At 45.2% G+C, this 25158-nt stretch carries 22 protein-coding genes; 11 read left to right on the top strand and 11 right to left on the bottom strand.

Annotation, left to right across the window (positions count from 1 at the left end; translation table 11 throughout):
- Positions 1–16 precede the first annotated feature (16 nt).
- Positions 17–292: a helix-turn-helix domain-containing protein gene (locus AC1DYB_RS14690; protein ID WP_295711488.1), complete on the top strand. Its 276-nt coding sequence runs from the start codon at positions 17–19 to the stop codon at positions 290–292.
- 151 nt (positions 293–443) lie between these two features.
- Here AC1DYB_RS14690 and AC1DYB_RS14685 read toward each other — a convergent pair whose 3' ends face one another.
- The 4 genes from AC1DYB_RS14685 to AC1DYB_RS14670 all read right to left on the bottom strand — a co-directional run bounded on the left by AC1DYB_RS14685 (position 444) and on the right by AC1DYB_RS14670 (position 7120).
- Complete coding sequence (locus tag AC1DYB_RS14685) at positions 444–1163, bottom strand: LOG family protein (RefSeq protein ID WP_477436011.1); 720 nt, start codon at positions 1161–1163, stop codon at positions 444–446.
- Entirely contained in the window at positions 1160–3718 is a 2559-nt protein-coding gene (mgtA, locus tag AC1DYB_RS14680) for a magnesium-translocating P-type ATPase (protein WP_477436009.1), read from the bottom strand. The genes AC1DYB_RS14685 and mgtA overlap by 4 nt, the downstream gene beginning before the upstream one ends.
- A gap of 16 nt (positions 3719–3734) precedes the next feature.
- A complete protein-coding gene (locus AC1DYB_RS14675) occupies positions 3735–4568 on the bottom strand; it encodes a hypothetical protein (RefSeq protein ID WP_477436007.1) in 834 nt (277 codons plus the stop codon).
- 173 nt (positions 4569–4741) lie between these two features.
- Positions 4742–7120, bottom strand: a complete 2379-nt coding sequence (locus tag AC1DYB_RS14670) for a phosphoketolase family protein (protein WP_477436005.1) — start codon at positions 7118–7120, stop codon at positions 4742–4744.
- A 488-nt stretch (positions 7121–7608) separates the two neighbouring features.
- Between AC1DYB_RS14670 and AC1DYB_RS14665 the strand changes: the two genes are divergently transcribed.
- Positions 7609–8367, top strand: a complete 759-nt coding sequence (locus AC1DYB_RS14665) for a glucose 1-dehydrogenase (protein WP_477436003.1) — start codon at positions 7609–7611, stop codon at positions 8365–8367.
- Positions 8368–8373: 6 nt separating this feature from the next.
- A complete protein-coding gene (locus AC1DYB_RS14660; RefSeq protein WP_477436001.1) occupies positions 8374–8523 on the top strand; it encodes an AAA family ATPase in 150 nt (49 codons plus the stop codon).
- Between the two features lie 53 nt (positions 8524–8576).
- Here the strand turns inward: AC1DYB_RS14660 and AC1DYB_RS14655 are convergent, their stop codons facing one another.
- Together AC1DYB_RS14655 and AC1DYB_RS14650 are read right to left on the bottom strand one after the other, a co-directional pair.
- Positions 8577–8960, bottom strand: coding sequence for a hypothetical protein (locus tag AC1DYB_RS14655; RefSeq protein ID WP_477390419.1), 384 nt, complete (start codon positions 8958–8960; stop codon positions 8577–8579).
- Between the two features lie 75 nt (positions 8961–9035).
- Entirely contained in the window at positions 9036–9245 is a 210-nt protein-coding gene (locus AC1DYB_RS14650) for a YgaP family membrane protein (RefSeq protein WP_477435999.1), read from the bottom strand.
- A 209-nt stretch (positions 9246–9454) separates the two neighbouring features.
- Here AC1DYB_RS14650 and AC1DYB_RS14645 point away from each other — a divergent pair, with 209 nt between their 5' ends.
- The 4 genes from AC1DYB_RS14645 (at position 9455) to AC1DYB_RS14630 (ending at position 14729) form a co-directional block, all read left to right on the top strand.
- A complete protein-coding gene (locus tag AC1DYB_RS14645; RefSeq protein WP_477435997.1) occupies positions 9455–10789 on the top strand; it encodes an acetate/propionate family kinase in 1335 nt (444 codons plus the stop codon).
- A 106-nt stretch (positions 10790–10895) separates the two neighbouring features.
- Positions 10896–12557 (top strand): alpha-glucan family phosphorylase, encoded by a 1662-nt coding sequence (glgP, locus tag AC1DYB_RS14640; RefSeq protein ID WP_477435995.1) that lies wholly within the window; start codon positions 10896–10898, stop codon positions 12555–12557.
- A 166-nt stretch (positions 12558–12723) separates the two neighbouring features.
- Positions 12724–14256, top strand: a complete 1533-nt coding sequence (locus AC1DYB_RS14635; protein WP_477435993.1) for a sensor histidine kinase — start codon at positions 12724–12726, stop codon at positions 14254–14256.
- A gap of 95 nt (positions 14257–14351) precedes the next feature.
- On the top strand, positions 14352–14729 hold the full coding sequence (locus AC1DYB_RS14630) for a response regulator transcription factor (protein ID WP_477435991.1): 378 nt from the start codon (positions 14352–14354) through the stop codon (positions 14727–14729).
- Positions 14730–14809: 80 nt separating this feature from the next.
- On the opposite strand, the gene AC1DYB_RS14625 is transcribed toward AC1DYB_RS14630, so the two are convergent.
- Positions 14810–15862: a response regulator gene (locus AC1DYB_RS14625; RefSeq protein WP_477435989.1), complete on the bottom strand. Its 1053-nt coding sequence runs from the start codon at positions 15860–15862 to the stop codon at positions 14810–14812.
- 308 nt (positions 15863–16170) lie between these two features.
- Here AC1DYB_RS14625 and AC1DYB_RS14620 point away from each other — a divergent pair, with 308 nt between their 5' ends.
- Positions 16171–17208: a sensor histidine kinase gene (locus AC1DYB_RS14620; protein WP_477435987.1), complete on the top strand. Its 1038-nt coding sequence runs from the start codon at positions 16171–16173 to the stop codon at positions 17206–17208.
- A 140-nt stretch (positions 17209–17348) separates the two neighbouring features.
- On the opposite strand, the gene AC1DYB_RS14615 is transcribed toward AC1DYB_RS14620, so the two are convergent.
- From AC1DYB_RS14615 to AC1DYB_RS14605, 3 genes are all read right to left on the bottom strand, one after another.
- Positions 17349–18209, bottom strand: coding sequence for a universal stress protein (locus AC1DYB_RS14615; protein WP_477435985.1), 861 nt, complete (start codon positions 18207–18209; stop codon positions 17349–17351).
- 228 nt (positions 18210–18437) lie between these two features.
- Positions 18438–18860, bottom strand: a complete 423-nt coding sequence (locus AC1DYB_RS14610) for a hypothetical protein (RefSeq protein WP_477435983.1) — start codon at positions 18858–18860, stop codon at positions 18438–18440.
- The gene (locus tag AC1DYB_RS14605) at positions 18857–19072 is read right to left on the bottom strand and encodes a hypothetical protein (protein WP_477435981.1); all 216 of its coding nucleotides are present in this window, start codon (positions 19070–19072) and stop codon (positions 18857–18859) included. The genes AC1DYB_RS14610 and AC1DYB_RS14605 overlap by 4 nt, the downstream gene beginning before the upstream one ends.
- A 277-nt stretch (positions 19073–19349) precedes the next feature.
- Here AC1DYB_RS14605 and AC1DYB_RS14600 point away from each other — a divergent pair, with 277 nt between their 5' ends.
- The 3 genes from AC1DYB_RS14600 (at position 19350) to AC1DYB_RS14590 (ending at position 24082) form a co-directional block, all read left to right on the top strand.
- Positions 19350–20177: a DUF6920 family protein gene (locus tag AC1DYB_RS14600; RefSeq protein WP_477435979.1), complete on the top strand. Its 828-nt coding sequence runs from the start codon at positions 19350–19352 to the stop codon at positions 20175–20177.
- Between the two features lie 348 nt (positions 20178–20525).
- Positions 20526–21368 (top strand): universal stress protein, encoded by an 843-nt coding sequence (locus AC1DYB_RS14595; RefSeq protein ID WP_477435977.1) that lies wholly within the window; start codon positions 20526–20528, stop codon positions 21366–21368.
- Positions 21369–21385: 17 nt separating this feature from the next.
- Positions 21386–24082, top strand: coding sequence for a cation-translocating P-type ATPase (locus AC1DYB_RS14590; RefSeq protein WP_477435975.1), 2697 nt, complete (start codon positions 21386–21388; stop codon positions 24080–24082).
- Here the strand turns inward: AC1DYB_RS14590 and AC1DYB_RS14585 are convergent.
- Positions 24079–25137, bottom strand: coding sequence for an AI-2E family transporter (locus AC1DYB_RS14585; RefSeq protein WP_477435973.1), 1059 nt, complete (start codon positions 25135–25137; stop codon positions 24079–24081). The genes AC1DYB_RS14590 and AC1DYB_RS14585 overlap by 4 nt on opposite strands.
- Between the last annotated feature and the right edge of the window lie 21 nt (positions 25138–25158).

Raw genomic sequence — 25158 nt, 5'->3', positions numbered from 1 at the left:
TGATTGCGATACAAGTATGAATATCCCATTTCCTTTTAGAACCTCTAAATCACGCCCTACCAAACCGCAGGAACAACAACGGATAATTAACGAGCAGATCATCGATTATATGACCACATTACCGGGGGAGAAAAACGCGGAAAGCCTTTGGCTTGCAATGTGCGATCAAGGGTATAAGATGAGCATCAGTTCATTTAACACCCGGTTAAAAAAATTGGTAGAAGCCGGCTTTATTGAAAAAATATCTCTGGGTTATAATAAGCACTCCTACAAAATTGCCGATCAGCATTAGTTTGTTTTATCATACTTTAGATAATATAGTCGCAGATTTATATTTCCACACTACCCTGTTTTTTGAGCATCTGTTTTTAGTATAAACCCTGCTTTGGCATACAATTTTGCAAATTTAATAAGCATAAGTAGCCCCCTCCCATTACCTGTTATCACGAATCTTCAAAAAGCCATCTTAGTGGTTTTGTTACACGTTTGGGTTTTAATCCATATTGCTTGATGCTTTTTTCACGGATCAGGTTTACAGCCTCCTCAATATCGTCGGTCACCAGGTAAAGCCTTGTATCCGGCTCGCTTATGGTAGCGTCCTTTTTCATGACAGCTATGTGGTCGAGCAATTCCTGATGATATTCCCTTCCAAATATGATGACCGGGAAATTATGGATCTTATGGGTCTGTATCAGGGTAAGGGCCTCAAAAAATTCATCCAGGGTACCATATCCCCCGGGCATTACAACAAAAGCAAAAGAATACTTCACAAGCAATACCTTGCGCACGAAAAAATGCTTCAGATACACCCATTTATCCAGATAGGCATTTGGCAGCTGTTCAGCCGCCAACTGTATATTGCAGCCTACAGACCGCCCACCTACATCTTTTGCCCCCCTGTTGGCTGCCTCCATTAAACCCGGACCACCGCCAGTTAAAATGGTAAAACCCAGGCTGGCAAATGCTGCGCCAGCACGTCGGGTCATTTCATAATAAGGATGATCCTCTTTGAACCTTGCAGAGCCAAATATGGTGATGCACGGACCAATAAAATGCAATGCCCGCAAACCATGAATCAGGTCAATCATGGTTTGCACAGTAAACTTCAATTCCTGCAAGCGTGAATGCGGTCCTTCCAGGAAACGGATCTCGGTTTGATTCATTTGGTTAAAAATTTAAAGCGACCCTTTTTCAAAAGATGATACGCTCCCCTGTAAAAAAAGTATTTAGCAAGTTCAGCGCTAAACATATAGCATACAATGATTAATAACATCCAGCAGTAAAATGCGAAGGATAACTGAACAAAACCAAACCAGGTAGCTAACGACGTTAAAGGCAAGGCCAAGACCACTATAAGGACAATTATCGTTGCTGTAAAAAGATACTTACCGGGCAGGCTTTTAAAAAATGGCAGGCGTGTACGCACAATCAGTACAATTAAGATCGCCGAAATAACGGATTCGGTAAACCAGCCGGTTTGGAATACTTTTTCATTGGCATGGATGACGAATAATAAGACCCCAAAGGTCAGGTAGTCATAAACCGAGCTTAACAGGCCAAAGGTGATCATAAAACGCCGGATAAACCGCATATCCCAGCGTTGCGGCGTCTGGATATTGATGTCGTCAACACGGTCCGTCGCGATCGCCATTTCTGGAAAATCCGTTAATAGGTTCGTGAGCAGTACCTGCTTTGGCAACAGCGGCAAAAAAGGCAAAAACAAGGATGCGCCCGCCATACTGAACATATTGCCAAAATTAGCACTGGTGGCCATAAAAATATATTTCATGGTATTGGCAAACGTTTTGCGCCCTTCCAGGATCCCCTCCAGCAACACATTCAGGTCCCTGCTCAGTAATACGATATCAGCGGCCTCTTTGGCTACATCCACCGCTGTATTTACAGAGATTCCGACATCTGCAGCATGTAAGGCCGGGGCGTCATTGATGCCATCCCCCATAAAACCAACCACATGCCCTACCTTTTTCAAAACCATAATGATTCTTTCTTTCTGGTTAGGCTCCACTTCCGCAAATATATCTGTAAGGGGCGCCTGATGGCTCAGTGCAGCATTGCTCATTTTTTGTATAGCGGATCCAGTGAGCAACTTAGGGTGCCCAATACCTATCCGTAGCGCCAGGCTTTTAGCAACCAGGGCATTGTCCCCAGTAATTATTTTCAAACTGACTCCAAGTGTATTCAGTTTTTTAATTGTTTCATAAATCCCCTCCTTGGGTGGATCAAATAAGGTTATAAAGCCTAAAAAGATCATCCCTCGCTCATCATCTTTTGTTATGATGAGTTTACCGTCAATAGGTTTATAAGCCACACCCAACGTCCGGAGGCCAGCTTCACTTAACCGGGTATATTGTTCATGAAGCACCGTTTCCATTTCCCGGATATCCGCCCGTTTTCCCTCGCTTGTTTCCACCTGGTCACATAACGCCAGGATACCTTGCAGAGAGCCTTTCGTTATTGCCATATTACAGGTGTCATTTTTAACTTGAATAGTCAGTCTTTTTCTGATGAAATCATACGGAATTTCCGTCAGGAGATGATAGTCGCTTAGCGTTTCCACGTGCGTATTACATATTGCCTCATCAATGGGATTATGAAAGCCTTGCTGCATTTTAGCATTAAGCCATGCATATTGCAACACCTTATCGCTATGCCTGCCATTACAATCAAGACTCTCTGCAAGGGTTACCTTTCCTTCCGTAATTGTCCCGGTTTTATCCGTGCATAAGATGCTCATGCTGCCAAAGTTCTCTATAGAAGACAGGCGTTTAACGATCACCTGCTGCTGGGCCATCCTTCTTGCCCCTGCAGCTAAGTTCACACTTATAATGGCTGGCAACAATTGCGGCGTAAGCCCTACAGCCAATGCCAGGGAAAATAAAAAGGAATCCAATACAGGTTTATGAAGCAGTACGTTTGCGGCGAATATGATAATAACAAGCAGTAAGGTTATCTCCATTAACATGTAGCCGAATTTTCTTATCCCTTTTTCAAAATCAGTTTCGGGTGTCCTGCTCATTAATTCTGCGGATATTTTTCCAAATTCTGTCCCGGCTCCTGTTTGGATGACCAATGCTTTGGCCCTGCCGCTGATTACATGTGATCCCATAAACAAGGTATTACTCCGTTTGGCCATGGGAGCATTGGCAGCAACAGCGCCGCAACGCTTTTCAACCGGAAAGGTCTCACCGGTAAATGCCGCTTCATCCACAAACAAGTCCTGCGATTCCATCAGTAAACTATCTCCGGGAATAAAGTCTCCCGCGGTTAAGCTAACTACATCCCCAGGGACAACTTCTTCCACAGGAATGGCTTTAAATTGACCATCCCGCAGCACATCACAGTGCAGCTGTACCAATTTTAACAGTTCCTTAACAGCGTCCGCGGCTCCTTTTTCCTGCCAGAAGCCTAAAAACCCACTGATTAGAACAATGGCGAGGATAATTGCAGTATCCGCCACATCACCCAAGCCAGCAGAAAGCAAAGCGGCTGCAATTAGTAACAGCGTAACCGGGCTTTTAAACTGTGCCAGAAATAAAAGAAAAAAAGATATTTTTGGATTGTTCCTGATTGTGTTGGGCCCATAATTCCGCCTTCGGATGGCAGCTTCCCGATCTGATAAGCCCTTAGAATCGGTGGATAGCTGCCGATAAGCCGTTTCTGTATCGAGCTCCCAAAATTTCATTTCAGTATCGGCCATTACTTCCATAGTTTAATCAGCATGGAAAAATGAGCAATGGCACAGAGATATGAACGGGCAGGGAATGTCCTAAATATTCACCTATAATTTCCTCAAAATGAAAGCGGTGATTGACCACAACCAGCAAATCGTTATGCATACCGTTGATCATCACGTCAACCGCTTTGATCAGATCGCGTTCCTGTATATTGTTAAAAAACAGCCGGTCATAATCAAAACGAGAAACTATTTCTTCTGAAAATATACTTTGTGCATATGACTCAATAATATGTGGCAATCCCTTGGCAGATAAATGGGCAATGGTTAAGCTGGCGTAAAATGGCTTAGCCAGCTCAACCAGGTATTTAACAATAGCTATACGGCAATAGCGGAGGTCCGCTATATAAACCAGGCGTTCCAGATCTTTCAGCGGCCAATCCTCCGGGATCAACATGAGCGGGCTAAGCACCCGGTTCAATACGCAATAGGCATCCAGTTTGCCTTCCGCATCGATCTTTTTTACTTTAGAAGGCAAACCCTTGATGATCATATATACCTGATCTTTATTGACCATCTCCGCAAAGCGGGGAATATTGAAATCAGTAATCCTCATTTCTTCAATAACGGGATTATTGTTACGCTCAGAATAATTTGGCACATCTGTTTCATCCAATACTTTATTTACAAACTGTTCATGCTCATCCGCTGCGAGATGTGTTCCAGCCCGCACTTTTTCGCGTTTCTGGTTCCGTACTTTTGAAGTATGACAAATCACTATTTTTGCCTGGATCTTCCTGGCGATCATCTTGGCGAAAGCGGCTGCATGAAGGTCTGCCGGCGAGTTGTCATGGAGAACGATAATAGTTTTCATAATGTATCCGGTTGAATATTCCCCCTGTTGTAAATTTTGCAATAATGCCCCGGCAATTAAATGATAAACATCACATCAGGAATTGTTTAACGTCAGACCCTGAATCGAAGTAGTACGCATCATTATGATGATGCGTACTACTTATTGGTAATTTGGCGGGTATGCAAAAACGATCAATCTTCCACTACCGTTTCAGTCCTGGTCCATTTCCAGTTCTTAATTTCGGGCATATCATCCAGATGAGCACAGATATAGTTGTGATGCTCCTTTAATCTGGATTCGCACCAGTTGATAAAACCATCTGCTTGCTGATGCATCCGTGGCACTCTTTTCACTGCTTCCATCGCTAAATGATAGCGGCTCATCTGGTTCAATACCACCATATCAAAGGGCGTAGTTGTGGTTCCTTCCTCCATAAAGCCACGCACATGAAAACGGGCAGGATCAGGGCGGCCATGCACCAGATCATGAATAATGCGTACGTAACCATGAAATGCGAAAATTACGGGCGCTGTATTTGTAAACAGTTCACTAAACAATTCATCACTCATCCCATGTGGGTGATAAGCCTGCGGAGAGAGGGCCATCAGATCCACCACATTAACTAACCTAACCACCAGATCGGGAAAGTGATCCATTAATAATTTCGCTGCAGCAACAGATTCCAATGTGGGTACGTCACCGGCACAGCCTAATACTACATCAGGCATTTGCCCATGGCTATTACCCGCCCATTTCCAATCCGAAGCTCCTTTGGCACAATGCTCAATAGCTTCTTTCATAGATAACCACTGCAATTCCGGCTGCTTTCCTGCCACCACCACATTTACATAATCTTTACTGCGCAGGCAATGGTCCATAACCGATAAAAGGGTATTGGCATCAGGCGGCAAATAAATCCTGACTACGGAGCTTTTTTTGTTCACCACCGTATCTATAAAACCAGGCCCCTGATGACTGTAGCCATTATTATCCTGTCGCCAGGTATGTGAAGTCAGTAAATAGTTCAACGATGCTACAGGCTTGCGCCAAGGCAGCTCACGCGATGTTTTTATCCATTTGGCATACTGGCTCACCATAGAATCTACAATGGTGACAAAAGCCTCATAACAGGGGAACAAGCCATGTCTCCCGGTGAGTAAATAACTTTCCAGCCATCCTTCACACAAATGTTCGCTTAATACTTCCATCACCCGCCCATCGTCGGCCAGCTTGTCATCTTTTGGCAAAATCTGTTCCATAGAACACCTGTTGGTTACTTCAAAAACTGCTTCCAGGCGGTTCGAGGTCGTTTCGTCCGGGCAAAAAAGCCTGAAGTTTTTAGCATCTTTATTAAGGGTAAAAACATCGCGGAGGTATTTGCCAAAATTGCGGGTGCTTTCCGCTTCTGTTTCACCAGGGCCTCTTATTTTTAATTCGTATGAGCTAAAATCAGGTAAAATAAGTTCCTTTAGCAGCACCCCTCCGTTAGCATCAGGCAATGCACTCATCCGCTTATCCCCTTGCGGCGCCAGGGCGGCCAATTCGGGTATCAATTTTCCAGCGTCATCAAACAATTCTTCTGGCCGGTAGCTGCGCATCCAGGATTCAAGTAATATCAGTTTATCCGGATCTTCTTTTACCCCGGTAAGCGGCACTTGATGCGCCCGGAAGGTACCCTCAATTGGAACCCCTTTCCATTCTTTCGGTCCGCTCCAGCCTTTTGGCGTCCGTAAAATAATCATCGGCCACCGGATAGGTGTTGTAATACCGCCCGTCCTGGCTTTTTCCTGTATCAACCTGATCCTCCGGTACGCCTCGTCCAATATCCCTGCCATTTGCTGATGAACCATCGCAGGTATATCCCCCTCCACAAAAAACACATCATAGCCATAACCAGAGAATAGCTGGGTCAATTGCACATCGGTCATCCGGGCAAGTATTGTAGGACCGGATATTTTATAACCGTTTAGGTGCAGTATCGGTAATACGGCGCCATCCCGTACGGGGTTTAGGAATGCGATCGATTTCCAGCTACCTTCCAGCGGAGCTGTCTCCGCTTCCCCATCTCCAACAACGCAGGCGGCCAGCAGGTCAGGATTATCAAATACTGCTCCAAATGCGTGACTCAACGCATATCCCAATTCACCGCCCTCATGCACCGATCCGGGCACATGAGCTCCTACATGGCTGGGCACACCTCCCGGTGTCGAAAACTGGCGGAACAACTGCCGCATGCCTTGCGCGTTTTGTCCAACCTCCGGATAAATTTCTGAATAGGTGCCCTCTAAGTAAGTGTTGGCTACAATGGCGGGAGCACCGTGCCCCGGTCCACAAACATAAAGCACATTTGCGCCCGTATTTTTGATCAGCCTGTTCAAATGAACATAGATCAGGTTTAATCCCGGAGAAGTACCCCAGTGGCCAAGCAAGCGTGGCTTAATATCCCCTGGCTTTAAAGGCTCCTTTAGTAAGGGGTTTTCCTGTAAATATATCTGCCCTGCTGCCAGGTAGTTTGCTGCCCGCCAGTAGGCATTAATATCAGTCAGTTCTTTTTGAGATAATGTATTCATAATTGCTTTTTTGATTACTGAGCCATTAGGGTTGAACTATATATTTGCGATAATTTAGTTTTTTACTTGTGGAATAATCCCCCTGCCATTTTACACGGTTGTCCGGCAGGAGCCACGGCACTGAACCTGACATTCAAAAGCCGCAATAATCGTTAGTGATAGCACTGTAGACTGCTTTGCTAAAGCCCACTGTAAACTAAGACGAAGCTACAATCAACCCTTCATCGGATAAATGATCGTTGTTATTTATAGAGATGACAATTGTCACCTTTAGCGTGGAGTTGTATAAAACAAATGGACATAAGCACACCCAAAACAGCGAAGAGACGTAACCATACCCCGAAAAAGCGAGGTTTGGCAACTTCTGCAAAATGACTGCCGTATTTTGCTGCCTGATCTTTACGGTATGGCATCATCCATTTGGATGACCGTGATCATTCTTTAACTCCGATTTACGCAGGACTTTTGTTTAATCAAATCCTACAATTATGAAGCTATTGACACAAAAAACAGCCCTGGTGACCGGAGCCGGATCAGGGATCGGGAAAGCCATCGCGGAAACTTTTGCCGAGCAAGGCGCCAAAGTTGTACTGACCGATATCCACCACCAAAATATCGAAACCGTTGCGGCGGGGATCAACGCGAAAGGAGGAACAGCACTGTGCATTGCTGCGGATATCGCCCGCAAAGAGGACGTGCAACTGGTTATAAAATTTGTGCTTGATAGCTACCAAACGCTCGACATCCTGGTCAATAATGCCGGCGTTATGGATAATTTCACCCCGGTGGCCGCGGTCAGTGATGAATTATGGAACAAAGTGCTGGGCACCAATCTAAATGGTCCTTTTTTCACCTGTAGGGAGGCCGTTCAACTTTTCCTGAAGAAACAAGGAGGAACGATCATCAATATCGCCTCAATTGGCGGTCTGTACGGCGGCCGGGCAGGCGCCGCTTACACAGCCTCCAAGCACGCCCTGGTCGGCCTCACCAAAAATATCGGCTACCAATATGCCACAAAAAACATTCGCTGCAATGCGATAGCGCCCGGTGGCGTAAATACCAACATTATTCAAGGCATGGAACCCCACCCCTTCGGTTTTGAAAGAATGAACGCTGGAGCCGGTAATGCCCCGCCGGCTGCAAATCCGGAGCAGATTGCAGAACTGGCTTTATTTCTGGCTTCAGAAAAATCAGCTTTCATTAATGGGGCGGTGCTGACCGCTGACGGTGGTTGGACGGCCTACTAATCGGATATGGGCAAAACAATATATATCGCCGCTACTGAAGCGCACAGCGGAAAATCAGTTGTGGCCATCCGGCTAATGCACACACTTTTGGGCAGTGCTCAAAAGGTGGCTTTCTTTAAGCCCGTCAGCAGCCAATGTCAGGAAGTTCCGTTATGAGCAGGTATTCAGCTGCTCATAACGGAACTTCGGTAAAATTTACTTAAACATCTTCACATCCACTTCGCAGCCATGGAGTTAAATTCATGACGTAAGTCGTTAAATATTTTTTCTTCATTGAGGTAACGCTCATGGATCAGGGAATGTTCGTTAGCAACGGCTTCTGAAACCATAGTACCTGTAAGCAGCAGCTCGGCCTCGATGTCCTGGTCATTGACGTGAATATCTTGCTTTAACTCATCCAGGTAATTCCCGTGGATCAGAAACTGGTTCTGGAAATGCTCTACTTCTTCCTGTACTTCGCGCGTCGTGTTGTCGGCCGCGATCTCTTGCAGTCTTTCCTGCAGGATGCCCAACTCTTGTTTATAAAACGCAGTGCCTCTCAAACCGTCATTGTTCAGGTTTTTGATGTGTTTAATATTAACATGATTTTTCATATGACAAGATTACGGCGGACCTCCCAAAACCGGAATGACCGGCAGCAGCCCGGAAAGTGACATTTATCATTATACTTATTTGATCAGGGATTTCCGGGTCCGTATCCTTGACGGAAAAAACAATTGACAAAAACTAGCCAGGCCGGTTAGCAGGAGACCAGCGGCGATCACGAGCAATAGCATAGCCAGCAGGCCGGAAATAACGCTAAAAAAATATAAAGCCAAAATGGCGGCAGCCACCAAAACGCACGCTACTTTGTAGGGTATACCGATATTCTTTTTCATATCTGTATAGATTAAATTTGTTAATTAAACGAGCCGGCAATTTGATTGATCCGTTCGCTGATAAAGACAAAGTTCGGTAAGGCCCCACGCGTTTTTCGTGACCCGCAACTGCGTTACGCATGATACTGCTCATTTTCCGGCTATCAGCGCGTTGCCTGTTTTTCTTTGGGATCCGGATGACACAATTTCAAGGATGAATAACTTATGCCATGGAGCATCCAGTTGTATCAAGGCCACCACCGGTTAATGACCGCCGTCAGTTTTTTTACCTGGTCAGATCATTTTACGCGGCTATGGCCTATACTACCTTTGCAGAAATACGAATTATATCCCATCATAATATCACCGGAGAGGACATGGCTGAACAGGCAGAAAATTATAGCTTATGTATCAATTGCGGTTCTTCGAGCCTGAAATTCAGCATTTACCGGGCGAATACCTGTTTGCTGGAACTCAGCGGCCAAATTAGCCGCATCGGGCAGGAAAATTCCGGGCTGGAAATTAAAGATGCCGCAGGGCAGATACTCGAAAGCCGTTCAGCACATTATACCGGTTTCCAGGCCGCTGTCAGCGAGCTGATCACCTGGCTAAGTGGTCAAAAAAAATATCATACGATAAACACCATCGCCCACCGGCTGGTACAGGGCGGACCGGACCACCGCGAACCTGAAATAATCACCGATGAGCTGCTCGACGACCTGGAACGATATACATACCTGGCAACAAATCACTTACCGGTTGAACTTGCAACAATACGGGCATTTCGGGCCGCTTATCCGGGGCGCCGGCAGATAGCCTGTTTTGACACCGCCTTCCACCGCCATATGCCTGCTATCGCGAAAAACTACCCGTTGCCTGTAACATACCGTGAAAAAGGTTTGTTTAAATACGGTTTCCATGGTCTTTCCTTCGCCTATATCCTGGAAGAGCTAATGGCGCAAGATCCGGTTGCAGCCCGGCAAAAAACGATAATCGCTCATCTGGGCAATGGCGCCAGCATGGCCGCGGTAGATCAAGGGTGCAGTGTGGATACCACAATGGGAGTTAGTCCACTCGGCGGCTTAGTGATGGGTTCCCGCTCCGGGGATCTGGACCCGGGCGTATTGTTGTTCCTGTTAAATCAGTACCAGATGACACCGGCCGAACTGGAGGAACTGCTCAGCAAACATGCCGGCTTAAAAGCCATTGCCGGCGTAAGCGATGTACAGCAACTACTGGAAATGGAACCCGAAGATACGCAGGCGAAAGAAGCGCTCGCGGTTTTCTGTTACAGTGCCAGGAAGCACATCGGTTCGCTCGCTGCCGCTTTGGAAGGCTTAGAAACGCTGGTATTCACCGGCGGCATCGGCGAAAACGCTGCCATCATCCGCGAACGAATTTGTAAGGGCCTCCGTTTTTTAGGGCTGGAGCTGGATTTGCAAAAGAATGCAGCAAATGAAAATACCATATCAACAGCAACAAGCCGTGTAATGGTCCGTGTCATTAAAACTGATGAGGAATTAATGATGGCCAGGCTGGTACGGGCGGCAGCATCTATTAATTAAATGCTGATTATAATGAAAAGAGCTCTGATAAACACCAACGAAAAACATTGCCACTGGCAGTAGATGATTACCGGCCCGCGGCCGAAAAAACAAGCTAACGCTCAAAATGATGATGACCAAACCTGAAATTTTCGGCTACTCGCCGGATGAAAAATATGCCACGAGTGTCGCCTACTTCTCGATGGAATTCGCTGTTGACCAAGCGCTCAAAATCTATTGCGGCGGATTAGGCTTTTTAGCTGGCTCACACATGCGCAGTGCATATGAATTTAAGCAAAACCTGTTAGGTATAGGAATCCTTTGGAAATATGGCTATTATGACCAAACCAGGGACAGCGAGGGCTTGATGAAAACCACGTTCATCAAAAAAGAATATACTTTTTTAAAAGATACCGGTATCATTTTTACAGTCAGGGTGCATGACGCTCCGGTGCAGGTTAAAGCCTACCTGCTGCACCCGGAGACCTTTGGTACCGCCCCCCTGTTTCTGCTAAGCACCGATATCAAGGAGAATGATGAACTTTCACGATCTATCACCCATTACCTGTATGACCCCAATGAGGCGAGCAGGATTGCGCAGACCATTGTTTTAGGGATCGGTGGCGCCAGCTTGCTGGATATATTGGGCATGGCGCCGGATGTTTATCACATGAATGAAGGACACGCATTGTCGCTTAACTTCTACCTCTATGCCAAATACAAAAGCCTGGAAGAGGTAAGAAAAAGAGTGGTTTTCACGACCCATACACCGGAGATGGCTGGCAACGAATCGCATAAATACAGTCTGCTAAAAGAAATGTCTTTTTTTTACCACCTGCAGGAACATGAGGTCAAAAGCCTGCTGGGTTTAGCGGGCGATCAATTTAACTACACCCTTGCGGCACTCAAATTCTCAGGGAAGGCGAATGGCGTTTCCAGGCTTCATGGCAAAGTGGCACAACAAATGTGGGGCGACAACCCCGGTATCTGCGATATCATCCCGATCACCAACGCGCAGAACAAAAATTATTGGAAGGATGCCCCGCTTGATAACGCGATCGCTATCGGGGATGACCAGGCGATCATCCGTCGAAAAAAAGAAATGAAACGGGAGTTGTTTAAGGTGGTGGCCGATCAATGCGGTAAGTTGTTTGATGAAAACATACTTACCATAGTTTGGGCCAGGCGCTTTACCGGTTATAAACGTGCCGATTTACTGATGGCAGACTGGGCCCGGTTTATCAGCCTGCTAAACCAGACGAACCGGCCGGTGCAGCTAATATGGGCGGGGAAGCCTTACCCCCGTGATGAGCAGTCGATCGGGCTGTTCAACCAGATCATCGCCAGCGCCCAACCGTTTGCCCGTTGCGCGGTACTTACCGGCTATGAGTTGCAGCTGTCCGCATTGTTAAAAAAAGGTTCGGACGTTTGGCTCAATAATCCCCGGCTCTACCATGAAGCTTCGGGGACGAGCGGTATGACAGCTGCGATGAACGGCAGTATTAACCTGTCTATGCCGGATGGCTGGGTACCTGAATTCGCCCGCGACAAGGATAATTGCTTCCTGATACAACCGGCACCAGACACACTTTCGGAGGTGGAAAAAGATGTTCACGAAAACCGTAACCTCATGGACACCCTTGAAAATGTGGTATTACCCATGTATTATGATCACCCGGAACAGTGGCTGGCCATTCTTAAAAAAGCGGCGGCCGATATAGTTCCCAATTTTGAGTCCGGACGGCTGGCCAATGAATATTATACTAAAATGTACAACGGTAATAAATAAAATTTTAAGTTTAAAGACCATGTTATAACGATTATTCTTTTTTTTGGGAGAGAGAGGAGGGCCCCTCGTCACTCGTATTGTTTCGTTGTTGATTACTAAGAAATAAAATATATAATTTGTTAATTTATAGTAAATTAGCAATCAACAACTACAAAAACCTTTTTCTATGGATGATGTTCGCCCCTCCTCCATTCAGTATTACGAGAAGCTTCCCATAGCCGTATATCTATGCGACCGAAACGATGTATTGGTGGAATATAATACCGCTGCCGCGTCACTGTTCGAAATCACTCCGCTAACGGGACAAATAGATTGGTACCCGGCCCTAACGAAATTTGACCACGAAGGGCGCCAGATCGATGCAGGCAATAAATCCGTAACCATGGAGATCAGAATGCATCAGGATGGTGTTCGGCAGGAGATCCGCTACCGGATGCCCGATGGTGCGGACCGGTATGTCCTGGTCTCTTCCATCGCGGTATGGGACGAGGCAGAAAACTACGACGGCGCAATCCATACGTTGATCGACGTAACCGCGCAGCGCAGGTCAGAAAGACAACAGGCGCTGCTCGCCGCTATCGTCGATTCATCCGATGACGCCATTATCACCAAGGACTTGGATGGCCACATCACCAGCTGGAACCGGGGCGCGGAGCGGCTGTTCGGGTACAGCGCCGCCGAAGCAGTAGGGCAGCACATCAGCCTGATCATCCCCGCCGAACGGCTGGCGGAAGAAAAACGGCTCATCAAAGCGATTAGCGAAGGCAAAAAGGTGGAACATTTCGAAACCGTGCGCCGAACCAAAACTGGGCAGGAAATACCGATCTCGCTGACCGTTTCCCCTGTACGCGACACTTCGGGCCGGGTTGTCGGCGCCTCCAAGATCGCCCGTGATATTACCCGGCAGAAACTGGCAGAGGAACAAGTAAAGACCTATACTACACACCTGGAGGACATGGTTGCACAACGAACGGACGAACTGAACCGGGCCTTGCAAAAAGAAAAAGAATTGAGTCAGCTAAAGAGCCGTTTCGTATCAATGGCCTCTCATGAGTTCCGCACACCGCTTAGCGCAATCAAACTCTCCGCCTCCCTCATCGAAAAATATGCGCAGCCTTACACGGACCTTAATATTGCCAAACATATAGGCAAAATTAAGAATTCCGTCAATAACCTTTCCGGCATCCTGGGCGAGTTTCTTTCAATGGAAAAGCTGGAGTCTGGGAAGATCAGTGTTTCGCTGACAGAATTTGACCTGTCTGAATTTTGCCAGGAAACGGCCCTGGAAATGCAGATGCTGGCCAAACCAGGACAACGAATACTTTACCGGCATACGGGAGCAACAGAACCAGTGCTGCTGGATCAGCAATTGCTCAGGAACTGCCTGCATAACCTACTATCCAACGCGATCAAATATTCAGCCGAAGATACCATAATCAGGCTGGACACTGAACTTCTCACCGGCGAATGTCGCCTGTCTGTCTCTGACCAGGGAATCGGCATACCGGAAGGAGACCAGGTGCATTTGTTTAGCCCATTTTTTCGCGCAGGGAACACCGGGTCGATCCAGGGCACGGGGCTGGGTCTTAATATTGTGGCCAGGTACGCAAGCCTCATGGATGGGGCGGTCGGCTTTGAGAGTCAATCCGGCCAGGGTAGCACCTTCACACTGCGTTTCCGGCAGCCGCAGATCAAGTAAAGGGACGTTTCAAAACTAATAGGAATATTAAACAATCTTTGTTAATTTTATAGATAGTCTGCGGCCAGGTCACCGCACAACAAAAAACAGCCACCATGAAAAAGATCTTACTAATAGAGGACAATGATGACATCCGGGAAAACACCTGTGAACTGTTGGAATTGGAAGGCTACGAGGTTGTGGCGGCTACCGACGGACGGGCCGGGATGTTGCTTGCACAGGAATGCCTTCCGGATATTATTTTGTGCGACATTATGATGCCCCAGGCCGATGGGTATGAGGTGTTTCGGGAATTAAAAGCCATACCTTCAACCGCGGCCATTCCATTCATATTTCTTACTGCCAACTCGGAAAATACGGAAATGGAGGCTGCCATGCGCTTAGGCGCCGATGGCTATATCCGCAAACCTTTCAGTTCCGAAGAACTCCTGGAAGTGCTCGGCCGCTGCTGCCTGCTCGCTGACAAGCACTGACGGCAGAAGTTTTCACATGATTATCGTCACATTCCTTTCAACCTGGCGATGGGCAAGGGAAAGGTCTACCAACCCACCTTTTAGTTTTTCATGCGCTCGAGGCGCTTCAAATCGAGTACCGTGATCAGATTGCCGTTCTTATCAATCAGGCCTTCGCTCCTGAAATCTGATAAGGTACGGCTGACCGTTTCGGTAGCTATACCTGCCAGCGCCGCCAAATCTTCACGGGATATTTTGAGCCCGGCATCTGTAGAAACGGACTGACGCTGCAGGCGCAAAATAGCTTCGGCCAGCTTTTTCCGGACCGAATGATAAGCCATCTGCAATAGCTGATCCTCGTTTTCCCGAATCTGACCAGCCAACAGCTTAATAAACTGACGCGCCAGATCAGGGTATACACTCAGCAATTGCTCCAGTTGTTCTTTGGGAATTAGGCAGAGCTGACTGTCCTCGAGCGCTGTGGCAGTTTCGGCATAGGCATCATCGGCCAACAATGCGTGGATGCCCAGGTATTGGTCTGCGGTATGCATAGCGGTGATCAGTTCACGGCCATCCTCGGCCAGTTTACTGGTCTTTATTTTCCCCTCAAGTACAATATAAAGCCCGTTCCCTTTATCACCTTCATAGTAAATAACCTGGTTTTTTTTAAAATGCCGGGTCTTGCGTTCGCGAATAATCCGTTGCAGCTCTGCCAGTCCATTGTTCCGGGCAACAAGATGGCCCAGCTCGTCCAGGGTCTTGCTGTAAAATTCCTTTTGCTGTTCCCTTTTCTTCAAGCGGCTTTCAATTGCGTTCAGCAGTTCCACATCGTCAAAAGGCTTGGTCAGGTAATCGTCGGCACCCATTTCCATAGCTTTGCGCAGATCCACCCGCTCGGCCTTAGCTGTCAGAAAAATAAAGGGAATATGGGCCGTTTGGGGCACTTTGCCCAACAGGTGCAACACACCGTATCCATCCAGTTCCGGCATCATGATATCACACAGAATTATATCAGGCAGCTGTATCCGGGCCTGCTCCACCCCTTCTTTGCCATTACCGGCAACATATACCGTATGACCTGCCAACTCCAATATCTCCGCTACGCTTTCGCGGATATCGCAGTTATCTTCTATAATCAAAATTTTGATATTCATGTTCCAGTCTCGTTAACTATAGTAAATTTAACATTCTGTTGTGCAAATTTAATACCCTGACTGCCAGCACACAGCACGTACGGGCGGCACCAAAGAGTAGTGTCATATAGTCGTATTACCGTTTATTACTGACCCTTAAAATTAGGCAGGCCAGTCTCCGAAAAATATGACCGGAGACACATCAAGGGGTGATCATCGTCAGAAAAATCCCGCAACTATTGTGCACAACATGACTAAACTCATGCCTTCTTCTGTTAGCCATCATTGCGTTACCGGGCAGAACAGGATAAATTGTCTAAAAAAAACAGATGAACAATAACCAATTAGCAGCGATCCTCGGCTGGAGGAAATATGTTGAGCATAGCAATGACAGAATCCCTGACCGCGGGGATAATATTATGTATCGTTTCCGCCTGCTGTTTTATACCGGCTGCGGGGTTTCTGTCGTCCTGGTTGTGGTGTTGGGATTGATTTCGTATGTGCACCTCAGCCAATTGCAGGCTACGACCGCCCGCACGGGTCTGCAATCCGGTGCATTGAGACAGATCAAACTATTTGTGACAGCCGGAACGGCCATGGTGCTGATGATTGTGGCTTTTTTGGTCTATATCGTTCTGAATGAGCTGAAGAGCCGTTCCCGGGCCTACCAGCACGAACATCAGCTGAATAAACTGAAAAGCAATTTTATCACGCTTGCTTCGCACGAGTTCCGCACGCCATTGAGCTCGGTAATGCTCTCAGCCGCGCTGATCGAAAAATACGCCCAAAAACAGGAAACGGAAAACATCGTCAAACATAGCCTGAAGATTAAAACGGTGGTTCACCGACTCGAGGTTATCCTGGATGACTTTCTCTCGCTCGAAAAACTGGATACCGGGCGGGTAATGGCCAGCGCCGTCAGCTTCGACCTGGATACGTTGTGCCGGGAGACAATGGAGGAAGTTTGTTTCATGGGCAAGCCTGGTCAGCAGTTCAGCTATGAACAAACGGGTAACGTCGGCATGGTCGGACTCGATCAGGAACTAATCCGGAAGGCGCTGACCAACTTATTGTTCAATGCGGTCAAATACGCGGGTGAACAGGCGCATATCTGGTTGCTGCTGCAAATTACGGAGGAATGGATCACTATCAGCGTGAAGGATAATGGCACCGGTATAGCAGAAAAAGACCAGCATCAACTGTTCACGATCTTTCACAGGGTTGATGATTCGGGAAATATCCCCGGCACGGGACTGGGGCTGCACATTGTTAAACGATATGTACAGTTGATGGGTGGCACTTTAAGTTTTTACAGCAGGCCGCAAGAAGAAACCTGTTTTGAAATGACCTTTCCGGTGAGCCGCTGAGCTTTCAGTCTTAGGAATGCGGAAGGAACCGATAGCGTAAAAGTCTGACAGGGACCGGCAGCCAGAAAAAAAAACGAATAAAAAGGTATGATCAACGGAGGACTAAAATTAATCTGCAGCAGTTTCATGATCATTTATTTTCAATTCTTGCCGGGAAACACCAGTACAGGTATATGCGGACGACTGAGGGCTTTCATCGTATGACTGCCCTGCAACAGACGTGAAAAAAAAGAATGTGGATAATGTACAAGCGCGAGCAGGTCTGCTCCCGTTTCCCCGCAGAAACGATCAACCCTCGCGAGGAAATCCTTACCTCTGATATCTTTGTATATAATTTTCGGATAATTTAATTTGTAGACCTGGCTCACGAACGACAGTTTCTTTTGATCATCCGCTCCTTCCTGTTTACCGAACTGACTGACATGAACAATTTCCAGTTGAAAATCAAATAGTTCCCCCAATTTGACCAGGTATTTAACGGCTTTTATATCCCCGGCGTTAAAGTCTGTGGCGAAAACCACTTTTTTTATTATGCCGAGGTCATGCTCCTGCGGTATGACGATTACAGGGCAGCCCGCTTGTTCTATCACCGACCTGGTGTCGTTCCCGAACCATAGATGATCAAAGGCGCTTCCGGACCTGCCGCCCATCACGATCATTTCAATCTTCTGCTCTTTAACTACAGTGAGAATGTTCTCGCCGAGGCTGCCTTCGGCTATCTGGCGGTGTACAACCGGGTTGTAACTCATTGAACCCAGCTTACCAATCATTACTTGAAGTTGCTCGGTAAGCTTGAGAAGATGCCCGCGGCTTTCATCCATCTGCCAACTCGTTTCCTCGGCCACAAAGCCACCGCCTATATGATGGGGTGTTACCGGGATGCCGGCTATATTGTGCAGCAATAGGAGATCGGCATGCAGCTTTTCTCCCAACATCACTGCCGACCGAGCCGCATGCGCAGCGTTTTCGGAAAAGTCAGTAAGCAGAAGTATTCTTTTCATGGCATTTTAATTAAGGCTTTACTTTCAAATCTTTCCATTTTATTGTTCTCAAAGAACGACCGCCATCTTTTAATTTACTGATCAGGGCCTGTTATTCCTCCGAGATTTGTGACCATCAACATAACAATCCGAACGACGAATTTAAATTTTTGTAACCCTCCTAGATGGAAAGGATTAACCTCATCATCGAGATCATGGATGAGTTGGTTATATAGAGTATCATCGCTTTTATTCCACTTTTTCCTTTGTCATAATCGCTTCCGTGTAATTGAATAGGTCTGTCTTGGTTACCTTCACCGCTGCAAACAGAGCCCTTAATTCTGTTCCCAGCTTATTGTATCTTTCCAGAAAATCAATTCCCATTTCCTTTTTCGAATCGTCAATGAACGGTTTAAGAAAATGGAGAAATTCCGGAATCTTTATTTTAAGGGAATCTATACGCTGTTCCTGTCCCCGTATTTTTGTTATAAAGTCTGCTGCCGTGGCTGGCATTTCTTTTAGAGGGCACGCTTCCTGATATTTAAGCAGAATATTCTTAAAAAAACGCACTTCATCTTCCATAAAAGAAATGTCCTGCAACCAGTGCTGGCTTAAAATATACAGTTCCTGTAGTTCGTACTCTAATTGAGTGTCGGATTGTTTCGTGTTCATAGCTTTATAATTGATAAATTTTCGTCGTCCATCAACTCCTCAAAAACTTGAGGTGGCCGGCCTGCCAAACCAGTTTGTGAAATTTGTGCCGGAATGATCATGGCATTACAAAGGGTCACGCTGGCTTTTAATTGTTTGGCCAGTTCAAATCCATAACGGGCAACCTGTTTCCAACCCTCTGAAAAATCATTGGTTATTACTATTGTTTTCATGACTTTACACAATCAATTTGTTATATAAAGCTGACTAATTATGTGCAGTATAAAATTGATGGCGGTCATGTTTTATGGTGACCTTATGTCGGAAAAAACCATCATATTAACCGGCGGCAGACGATATTTTATGAACTAAAGTGAGTTTCGGCATTTTTTCGGGAGCAATATCTCTGCAATTTTGAGCAGCATCGACCTTGATAGAACTCTATTTAGCACGGTCACTGTTAAATAAGCACCAGAACTATTTTGACACCCTATATTATCATATCATCCCATGTTTGGCTTTAACGCTTTCACCTCACTGAAAAAGATCTTCGCTACAGAAGTTAAGGCTGAAACCGAGCAGTATTATCTCTCCGGGGTAAGCCGACCTCTGCGGGATATAACGGATTTGCCAGAAGTCCTGCAACAGTGCTTGTCTGCCTCTGGCTTCAACGGTAAAGAAAATTTGATCTGTTGTAGCGTCAGTTGGAAAGAGGCGTTTTTAAAAACAGCCAATCAACAAAACTGGACTCCCCTGGTATGCAAACAGGTGAACTTTCTTCCGGTACCTGCGAGAATCGTGTATATGCGATCCAAATTGATGGGTGTAGTGCCGTTTGGTGCGCGGGATAAATATCAAAATGGAAAGGGAAGCATGCTGATCAAGCTGATGAATATTTTCACACTATCTGATACCCAGGGAAAAGAAATGGATGTGGCGGAACTGGTAACGATTTTGGCAGAAACCATGCTGATCCCAGCTTATGCGCTACAACCCTATATCAGCTGGAAAGAATTGGATCATTATACCCTGGAAGGGATCATTTATGATCGAGGTGTTTCTGCAAGCGGTATTTTCTACTTCAATAAACACCATGAGTTTCTTCGCTTTGAAACTTCAGATCGCTATTATACGGATCACGGAACTTTCAAAAAGTATAAATGGATCGCCTATGCCGGAGGTTATATGGAAAGAAACGGGATCAGGTTCCCTTCCGAATTCAGGGCAGTGTGGAAAATGCCGCATGAAGACTACTGTTATTTCAAGGGTAAAATTGACGGACTGGAGAACAATATATTTGATAGAGCGATATCAAACACAATAGACGGAAGCAGCTAAACATGTCTGTTTAGAACAAATCCTTTATCACATCTATTTTAGCACCTAAGTATATCCTGATTTGACACCATCGAAACTGCCGGAATGTGCTTTATCTTATTAAAAGGTTGATAAATGAATTCGTGATTTGCATCATTTATTTTAATGCCAGCCATCATTATATAACTCAATTTTTTAAGAAATATTTGTAATTATAAGTAAGCCATTGCCAAAAATGCAGTAATTATTATGGCTGAAAGACTGATGAAAGCTATTGATATACATTTATTTATTGCTCATCAATAATAAATATAAAAGCAATGCAGGTTTTTTAGCCAATTGACCTTTAAATCACCAATAAATAAAATTATGGAAAAGATACTCGTCACTACCGACCAGTCCACCAATTCAAGGGCCGCAATTCGTTTTGCCATTAAGCTGGCGAAGCAACGCAAAGCCGAATTGATTATTCTTCATGTATACCATCTGTTAAAACCTTTCAAATGGAGTGAACAAGCCTTTGAAGAGTATGCCGGTAACTTCAGAAAAAAAACGGTTGAAGAGCTATCTTCATTTATTGCAGAAATCTACAAGGCTATTGAGGAACCTGAAAGCAACTATCAATTGGTACTGGTATCTAACATTGATGTGGTGGATGGGATCATGGATTATGCAAACAAACATCATTGCTCCTATATATGTATCAGTACCCGTGGTGCGGGCGCCCTCACAAAAATATTCGGGACCCATACTGCTAAGCTCATCTCCAGTTCTGCAATCCCTGTACTATGCATTCCAAGTAATTATCATCTCAAAGAATTAAAGCATATACTGTATGCATCGGACATGACCGATTACGAACGTGAACTCGATAAAGTAATTGCCTTTGCACGACCTATAAAGGCGAGTGTTGAAATGATGCATATTTCCTATCCTTATGAGTTTGCATTTGATAAAGAGTTTATGGAGGCTATGTTAAAGAAAAAAGCGAATTATACTGTGAGTATCCTAAAAAGAGAAAGAGATATCACCAATGCTTTGCTGGAAGATATTGACGATGCCATTAAAATCAGTAAACCATCTCTTTTGGTTTTGTTTACCCATCAGTCAAGGTCCATGTTTGAAAAATTATTTTTCCCTTCCAATGCAGAGAATTACTCCTTTCATGGAAAAATCCCTTTACTCACCTTCAATAAAATGGAAAACAAATAACAGCTTACCAAATGATAATGAAATATCCCTTAGATCACCCTTTTTCATTATCCCTGGAGGAAGTTGCAACACTCGTTCAAACAAATGTGAATAAAGGTATTCCTCAAAATGAGGCTGCAAAACGCAGTAAATCCTACGGGCTTAATATCTATAAAACTCAAAAGCAAAAAAGCCTCTGGTTTATCCTACTGTTGCAATTCAGGAGCCCAATCGTTTACCTCCTGGTATTGGGGGCGACCGTTTCACTTTACTTTAAGGATCTGTTGGAGACAATAGCCATTTTGGTTGTTATTGTTATCAATGCCCTGATTGGCTTTTTTATGGAAGTGCAAGCACGCAGTTCTATGAAGGCACTCAAAAAAATGGACGTCATACTGGCAAAGGTGATTCGTGATGGTAAAACAAAATCTGTCCCGTCGGAACAGCTGGTTCCCGGCGATCTGGTTCCGCTGGAGGCCGGGGATATAATCCCGGCAGATGGCCGTTTAGTAGAGGTGCACCGCTTGCAGTGTGATGAATCATCGCTTACCGGCGAATCGCTTCCATCTGAAAAAAACACAGCAGCATTAACTGAGGATACGGTGGTTGGGGATCAAAAAAACATGGCTTTTAAAGGCACGTCCGTGCTCAGCGGGAATGGGAAAATGGTGATCACTGGTATTGCAGCACATACGCAATTAGGCACGATTACCGCTTTAGTGGAAAATTCGACCGATACGGCCACGCCACTGGATAAAAAGCTGAATAGATTGAGTCGGAAACTGATCTGGATAACACTGGCTATGACCGCTATTTTTGCGGCAACAGGGTTTATCCAGGGTAAGCAAATATTGATCATCATTGAAACATCCATTGCGCTAGCAGTGGCTGCCATACCTGAGGGCTTACCTATTGTGTCAACGGTTGCTTTATCTTTTGGGATGTTGCTTATGGCCAGGCGTAATGCAATCGTAAAAAAACTATCCGCGGTAGAAACGCTGGGGAGTACCGGGGTGATACTAACTGACAAGACCGGAACCTTAACTGAAAATAAGATCTATGCCGATACATTGGCGTTTCCGGAGGAAAGTATCAAAGTAATCATAGAAAATAACAGTTTAAATTTCCCGGACGATGCGATTAACGTGAGCGCCGAAAACTTTGAAAAATTGCTCTTAACTGGTATTTTATGCAATAATGCCATCATTGCAACAGACGAAATGAGCGGTGGGGAAAAGAAGTTCTCCGGAGATCCGGTGGAAGTTGCGTTGTTACAAATAGCAGTTGCCGGGAGTTTGGATACCGATGCATTAAACAAACAATACGTACGTATCGGAGAAATTCCATTTAGTTCAGAAATCATGATGATGGGTACGTTGCACCAAACATCATCGGGATATTTTGCTGCCGCTAAAGGATCTGTTGAAAGATTGCTGGAGAACTGCAGTAAAGTACAATCGGGTACGCTTATAAAAGCATTGGATGATGAATCCCGGATTGCCATACTTTCAAAATCGGAGAAAATGGCAACGACCGGGCTGCGGGTATTGGCATTTGCCTACCGGTCGGACAACACACTCGATGACCACAATTATTTGAGTGATATGGTTTATATTGGCATGGCTGGTTTTCTTGATCCACCCAGAACACATATTAAAGGGGCCATATTTACTTGTAGAAATGCAGGCATTAAAGTGGTGATGATTACCGGTGACCATCCGCAAACGGCCCTAAATATAGCCAGGGAAGTAGGTTTAATTGATGAAGACAACAAAAATGTAATCACCGGAAGGGAGCTTCCAACGAGTGACTCATTAACAAAAGAATGGAAGGAGCGTATTCTGGCTACTGCTGTTTTTGCTCGTGTTTCACCCAAACAAAAACTGGAAATTGCCGACGTTTTTCAAAAGGCTGGGTCAATAGTAGCCATGACAGGCGATGGCGTTAATGATGCACCGGCATTAAAAAAAGCAGATGTTGGCATCGCTATGGGAATAAGAGGAACCCAGGTAGCTAAAGAAACAGCCAGTATTGTTTTGAAAGATGATTCGTTTACTTCAATTGCTGAAGCGGTAGCCCATGGCCGGGAAATATTTCAAAATATTCAAAAGTTCGTCGTCTACCTGATGTCTTGTAATCTGAGTGAGATTTTTATTGTAACCATCTTAGGTATTATTACCCCTGCGGCCACTTTACTGCCCCTGCAGATCCTTTTCTTAAATATGGTTACAGACATATTCCCCGCGCTGGCACTGGGCTTAGGTACAGGCGATAAAACAGTGATGCAGAAACCACCCAGAGACCCTGCAAAAGAAATCATTACCAATAAAGGCTGGATGGTTATTGCCTTATACTCAGTAACCATGAGCTCGGCAGTAATTATTGCCGTAGTTTACTGTAAAGAGGTGATGCATAGCAACAACAGTGTATGCAATAATGTAGCGTTTATCACGCTCACGTTTGCACAATTATTTCATGTGTTCAACATGTCTTCGAAGGGTTCAGGCTTTTTTAATAATGAAATTACCAGGAACAAATTTGTATGGGTGGCAGTTTTCATCTGTAGCGGCCTTACACTAATGGTTTTTGCAATCCCCGGTTTACGTTTAGTTTTAGGGCTATCGGTACTTTCGCTTAAATTATGGGTTACCGCAATAGCAGCGGGAATGTTACCATTGTTCGTTATCCAGGCTTTCAAAGCAATACAGGGGAAAACTAACCAACTAAGTCATTAAACTTCCATCAGGCTTTTTACTGGGCGCTCATCGCCCAGGAGTACCCCCCATTGCTTAAAATTTTCAGAGCGGTCAAACGCTATTTTTAAAATAGAAAGAACAGGCATTGCCAGGAACATACCCGATATACCAGCCATGCTGCCCGCTATAATGATCCCAAGAATGGAAACAAGCGGGTTAATTTTTACCTGTGAGCCTACAATCCGTGGCATTAAAATATTATTATCCAGCAATTGCACAAACGTAATAGCGCCTAATACGATCAGTACATCTGCGATACTATCAGATGAAGCAAGGGTTAACAATACGCCTAAAATATTACCGATTAATGCCCCCAGATAAGGAATAAGGTTTAAAAAAGCAAAGATGATCCCTATCAGTAAGGCATTTTGGATACCAAAAAGCCACAATATTCCCCCTAAAAGTACAATGATATAGGCGATTTGTATCAATAAACCAACCAGGTAGCTTTTTACCATTTGCTCCGTCTGACGGATACCTTCTTCAACATTTTGATGCTCATCTTGTTTAAAACACATCAGCACGAACTTTAAAAAAAGATTCCTGTACAGCATGATCAGGTATATGTAGATCGGCAACAGTCCAATAAATATGACTATGCCTGATAAAGACCCTACCGCGCCTTTCAAAACACCGCCCAGGGAATTAAAAAGTTTTTGGCTTTGTACATTAATAAATTTCAACTGTTCTGCCGGAGAGTATCCAAATGAGTTACTTATCCAAATACTTAAATTATCCAAATGTTTAGCTACGGTCCTTTCTATTTGCGGAAAATCATCTAACAAAGCCCCCACCTGGCTGGAAAACAACCAAATGATTAACGCTATTACAATAGTTAATAACAGTATCGGCAAAAAAACAGCAATGACTTCGGGCAGTTTTAGTTTTCTGAAAAAACGAAATATAGGCAAGAGCATCAGGCTGAAGAAAAATGCCATTAATATGGGCATTATGATTGTATTTCCAGCCACCAAGATAGTTCCTAAAACAAACAGGCCTATTAATTCTATAGCAAGTTTTACGGTCGTCGGCATTTTATTTATCATAGGATACTG

The sequence above is a fragment of the Mucilaginibacter sp. P2_A4 genome (genome assembly GCF_056405015.1).
Note: the sequence above shows the minus strand (reverse complement) of the source record. Positions and strands in the feature narration are given on the sequence as shown.

Excerpts from the sequence above, each read along its gene's own strand:
- AC1DYB_RS14655 (WP_477390419.1), bottom strand. The coding sequence starts at position 8,960 with ATGAAAAATCATGTTAATATTAAACACATCAAAAACCTGAACAATGAC.
- AC1DYB_RS14665 (WP_477436003.1), top strand. The coding sequence starts at position 7,609 with ATGAAGCTATTGACACAAAAAACAGCCCTGGTGACCGGAGCCGGATCA.
- AC1DYB_RS14660 (WP_477436001.1), top strand. The coding sequence starts at position 8,374 with ATGGGCAAAACAATATATATCGCCGCTACTGAAGCGCACAGCGGAAAA.
- AC1DYB_RS14645 (WP_477435997.1), top strand. The coding sequence starts at position 9,455 with ATGGAGCATCCAGTTGTATCAAGGCCACCACCGGTTAATGACCGCCGT.
- AC1DYB_RS14625 (WP_477435989.1), bottom strand. The coding sequence starts at position 15,862 with ATGAATATCAAAATTTTGATTATAGAAGATAACTGCGATATCCGCGAA.
- AC1DYB_RS14590 (WP_477435975.1), top strand. The coding sequence starts at position 21,386 with ATGAAATATCCCTTAGATCACCCTTTTTCATTATCCCTGGAGGAAGTT.
- AC1DYB_RS14585 (WP_477435973.1), bottom strand. The coding sequence starts at position 25,137 with ATGCCGACGACCGTAAAACTTGCTATAGAATTAATAGGCCTGTTTGTT.
- AC1DYB_RS14595 (WP_477435977.1), top strand. The coding sequence starts at position 20,526 with ATGGAAAAGATACTCGTCACTACCGACCAGTCCACCAATTCAAGGGCC.
- AC1DYB_RS14600 (WP_477435979.1), top strand. The coding sequence starts at position 19,350 with ATGTTTGGCTTTAACGCTTTCACCTCACTGAAAAAGATCTTCGCTACA.
- mgtA (WP_477436009.1), bottom strand. The coding sequence starts at position 3,718 with ATGGCCGATACTGAAATGAAATTTTGGGAGCTCGATACAGAAACGGCT.
- AC1DYB_RS14635 (WP_477435993.1), top strand. The coding sequence starts at position 12,724 with ATGGATGATGTTCGCCCCTCCTCCATTCAGTATTACGAGAAGCTTCCC.
- AC1DYB_RS14610 (WP_477435983.1), bottom strand. The coding sequence starts at position 18,860 with ATGAACACGAAACAATCCGACACTCAATTAGAGTACGAACTACAGGAA.
- AC1DYB_RS14670 (WP_477436005.1), bottom strand. The coding sequence starts at position 7,120 with ATGAATACATTATCTCAAAAAGAACTGACTGATATTAATGCCTACTGG.
- AC1DYB_RS14650 (WP_477435999.1), bottom strand. The coding sequence starts at position 9,245 with ATGAAAAAGAATATCGGTATACCCTACAAAGTAGCGTGCGTTTTGGTG.
- AC1DYB_RS14690 (WP_295711488.1), top strand. The coding sequence starts at position 17 with ATGAATATCCCATTTCCTTTTAGAACCTCTAAATCACGCCCTACCAAA.
- AC1DYB_RS14605 (WP_477435981.1), bottom strand. The coding sequence starts at position 19,072 with ATGAAAACAATAGTAATAACCAATGATTTTTCAGAGGGTTGGAAACAG.
- AC1DYB_RS14675 (WP_477436007.1), bottom strand. The coding sequence starts at position 4,568 with ATGAAAACTATTATCGTTCTCCATGACAACTCGCCGGCAGACCTTCAT.
- AC1DYB_RS14615 (WP_477435985.1), bottom strand. The coding sequence starts at position 18,209 with ATGAAAAGAATACTTCTGCTTACTGACTTTTCCGAAAACGCTGCGCAT.
- AC1DYB_RS14630 (WP_477435991.1), top strand. The coding sequence starts at position 14,352 with ATGAAAAAGATCTTACTAATAGAGGACAATGATGACATCCGGGAAAAC.
- glgP (WP_477435995.1), top strand. The coding sequence starts at position 10,896 with ATGATGATGACCAAACCTGAAATTTTCGGCTACTCGCCGGATGAAAAA.
- AC1DYB_RS14620 (WP_477435987.1), top strand. The coding sequence starts at position 16,171 with ATGAACAATAACCAATTAGCAGCGATCCTCGGCTGGAGGAAATATGTT.
- AC1DYB_RS14685 (WP_477436011.1), bottom strand. The coding sequence starts at position 1,163 with ATGAATCAAACCGAGATCCGTTTCCTGGAAGGACCGCATTCACGCTTG.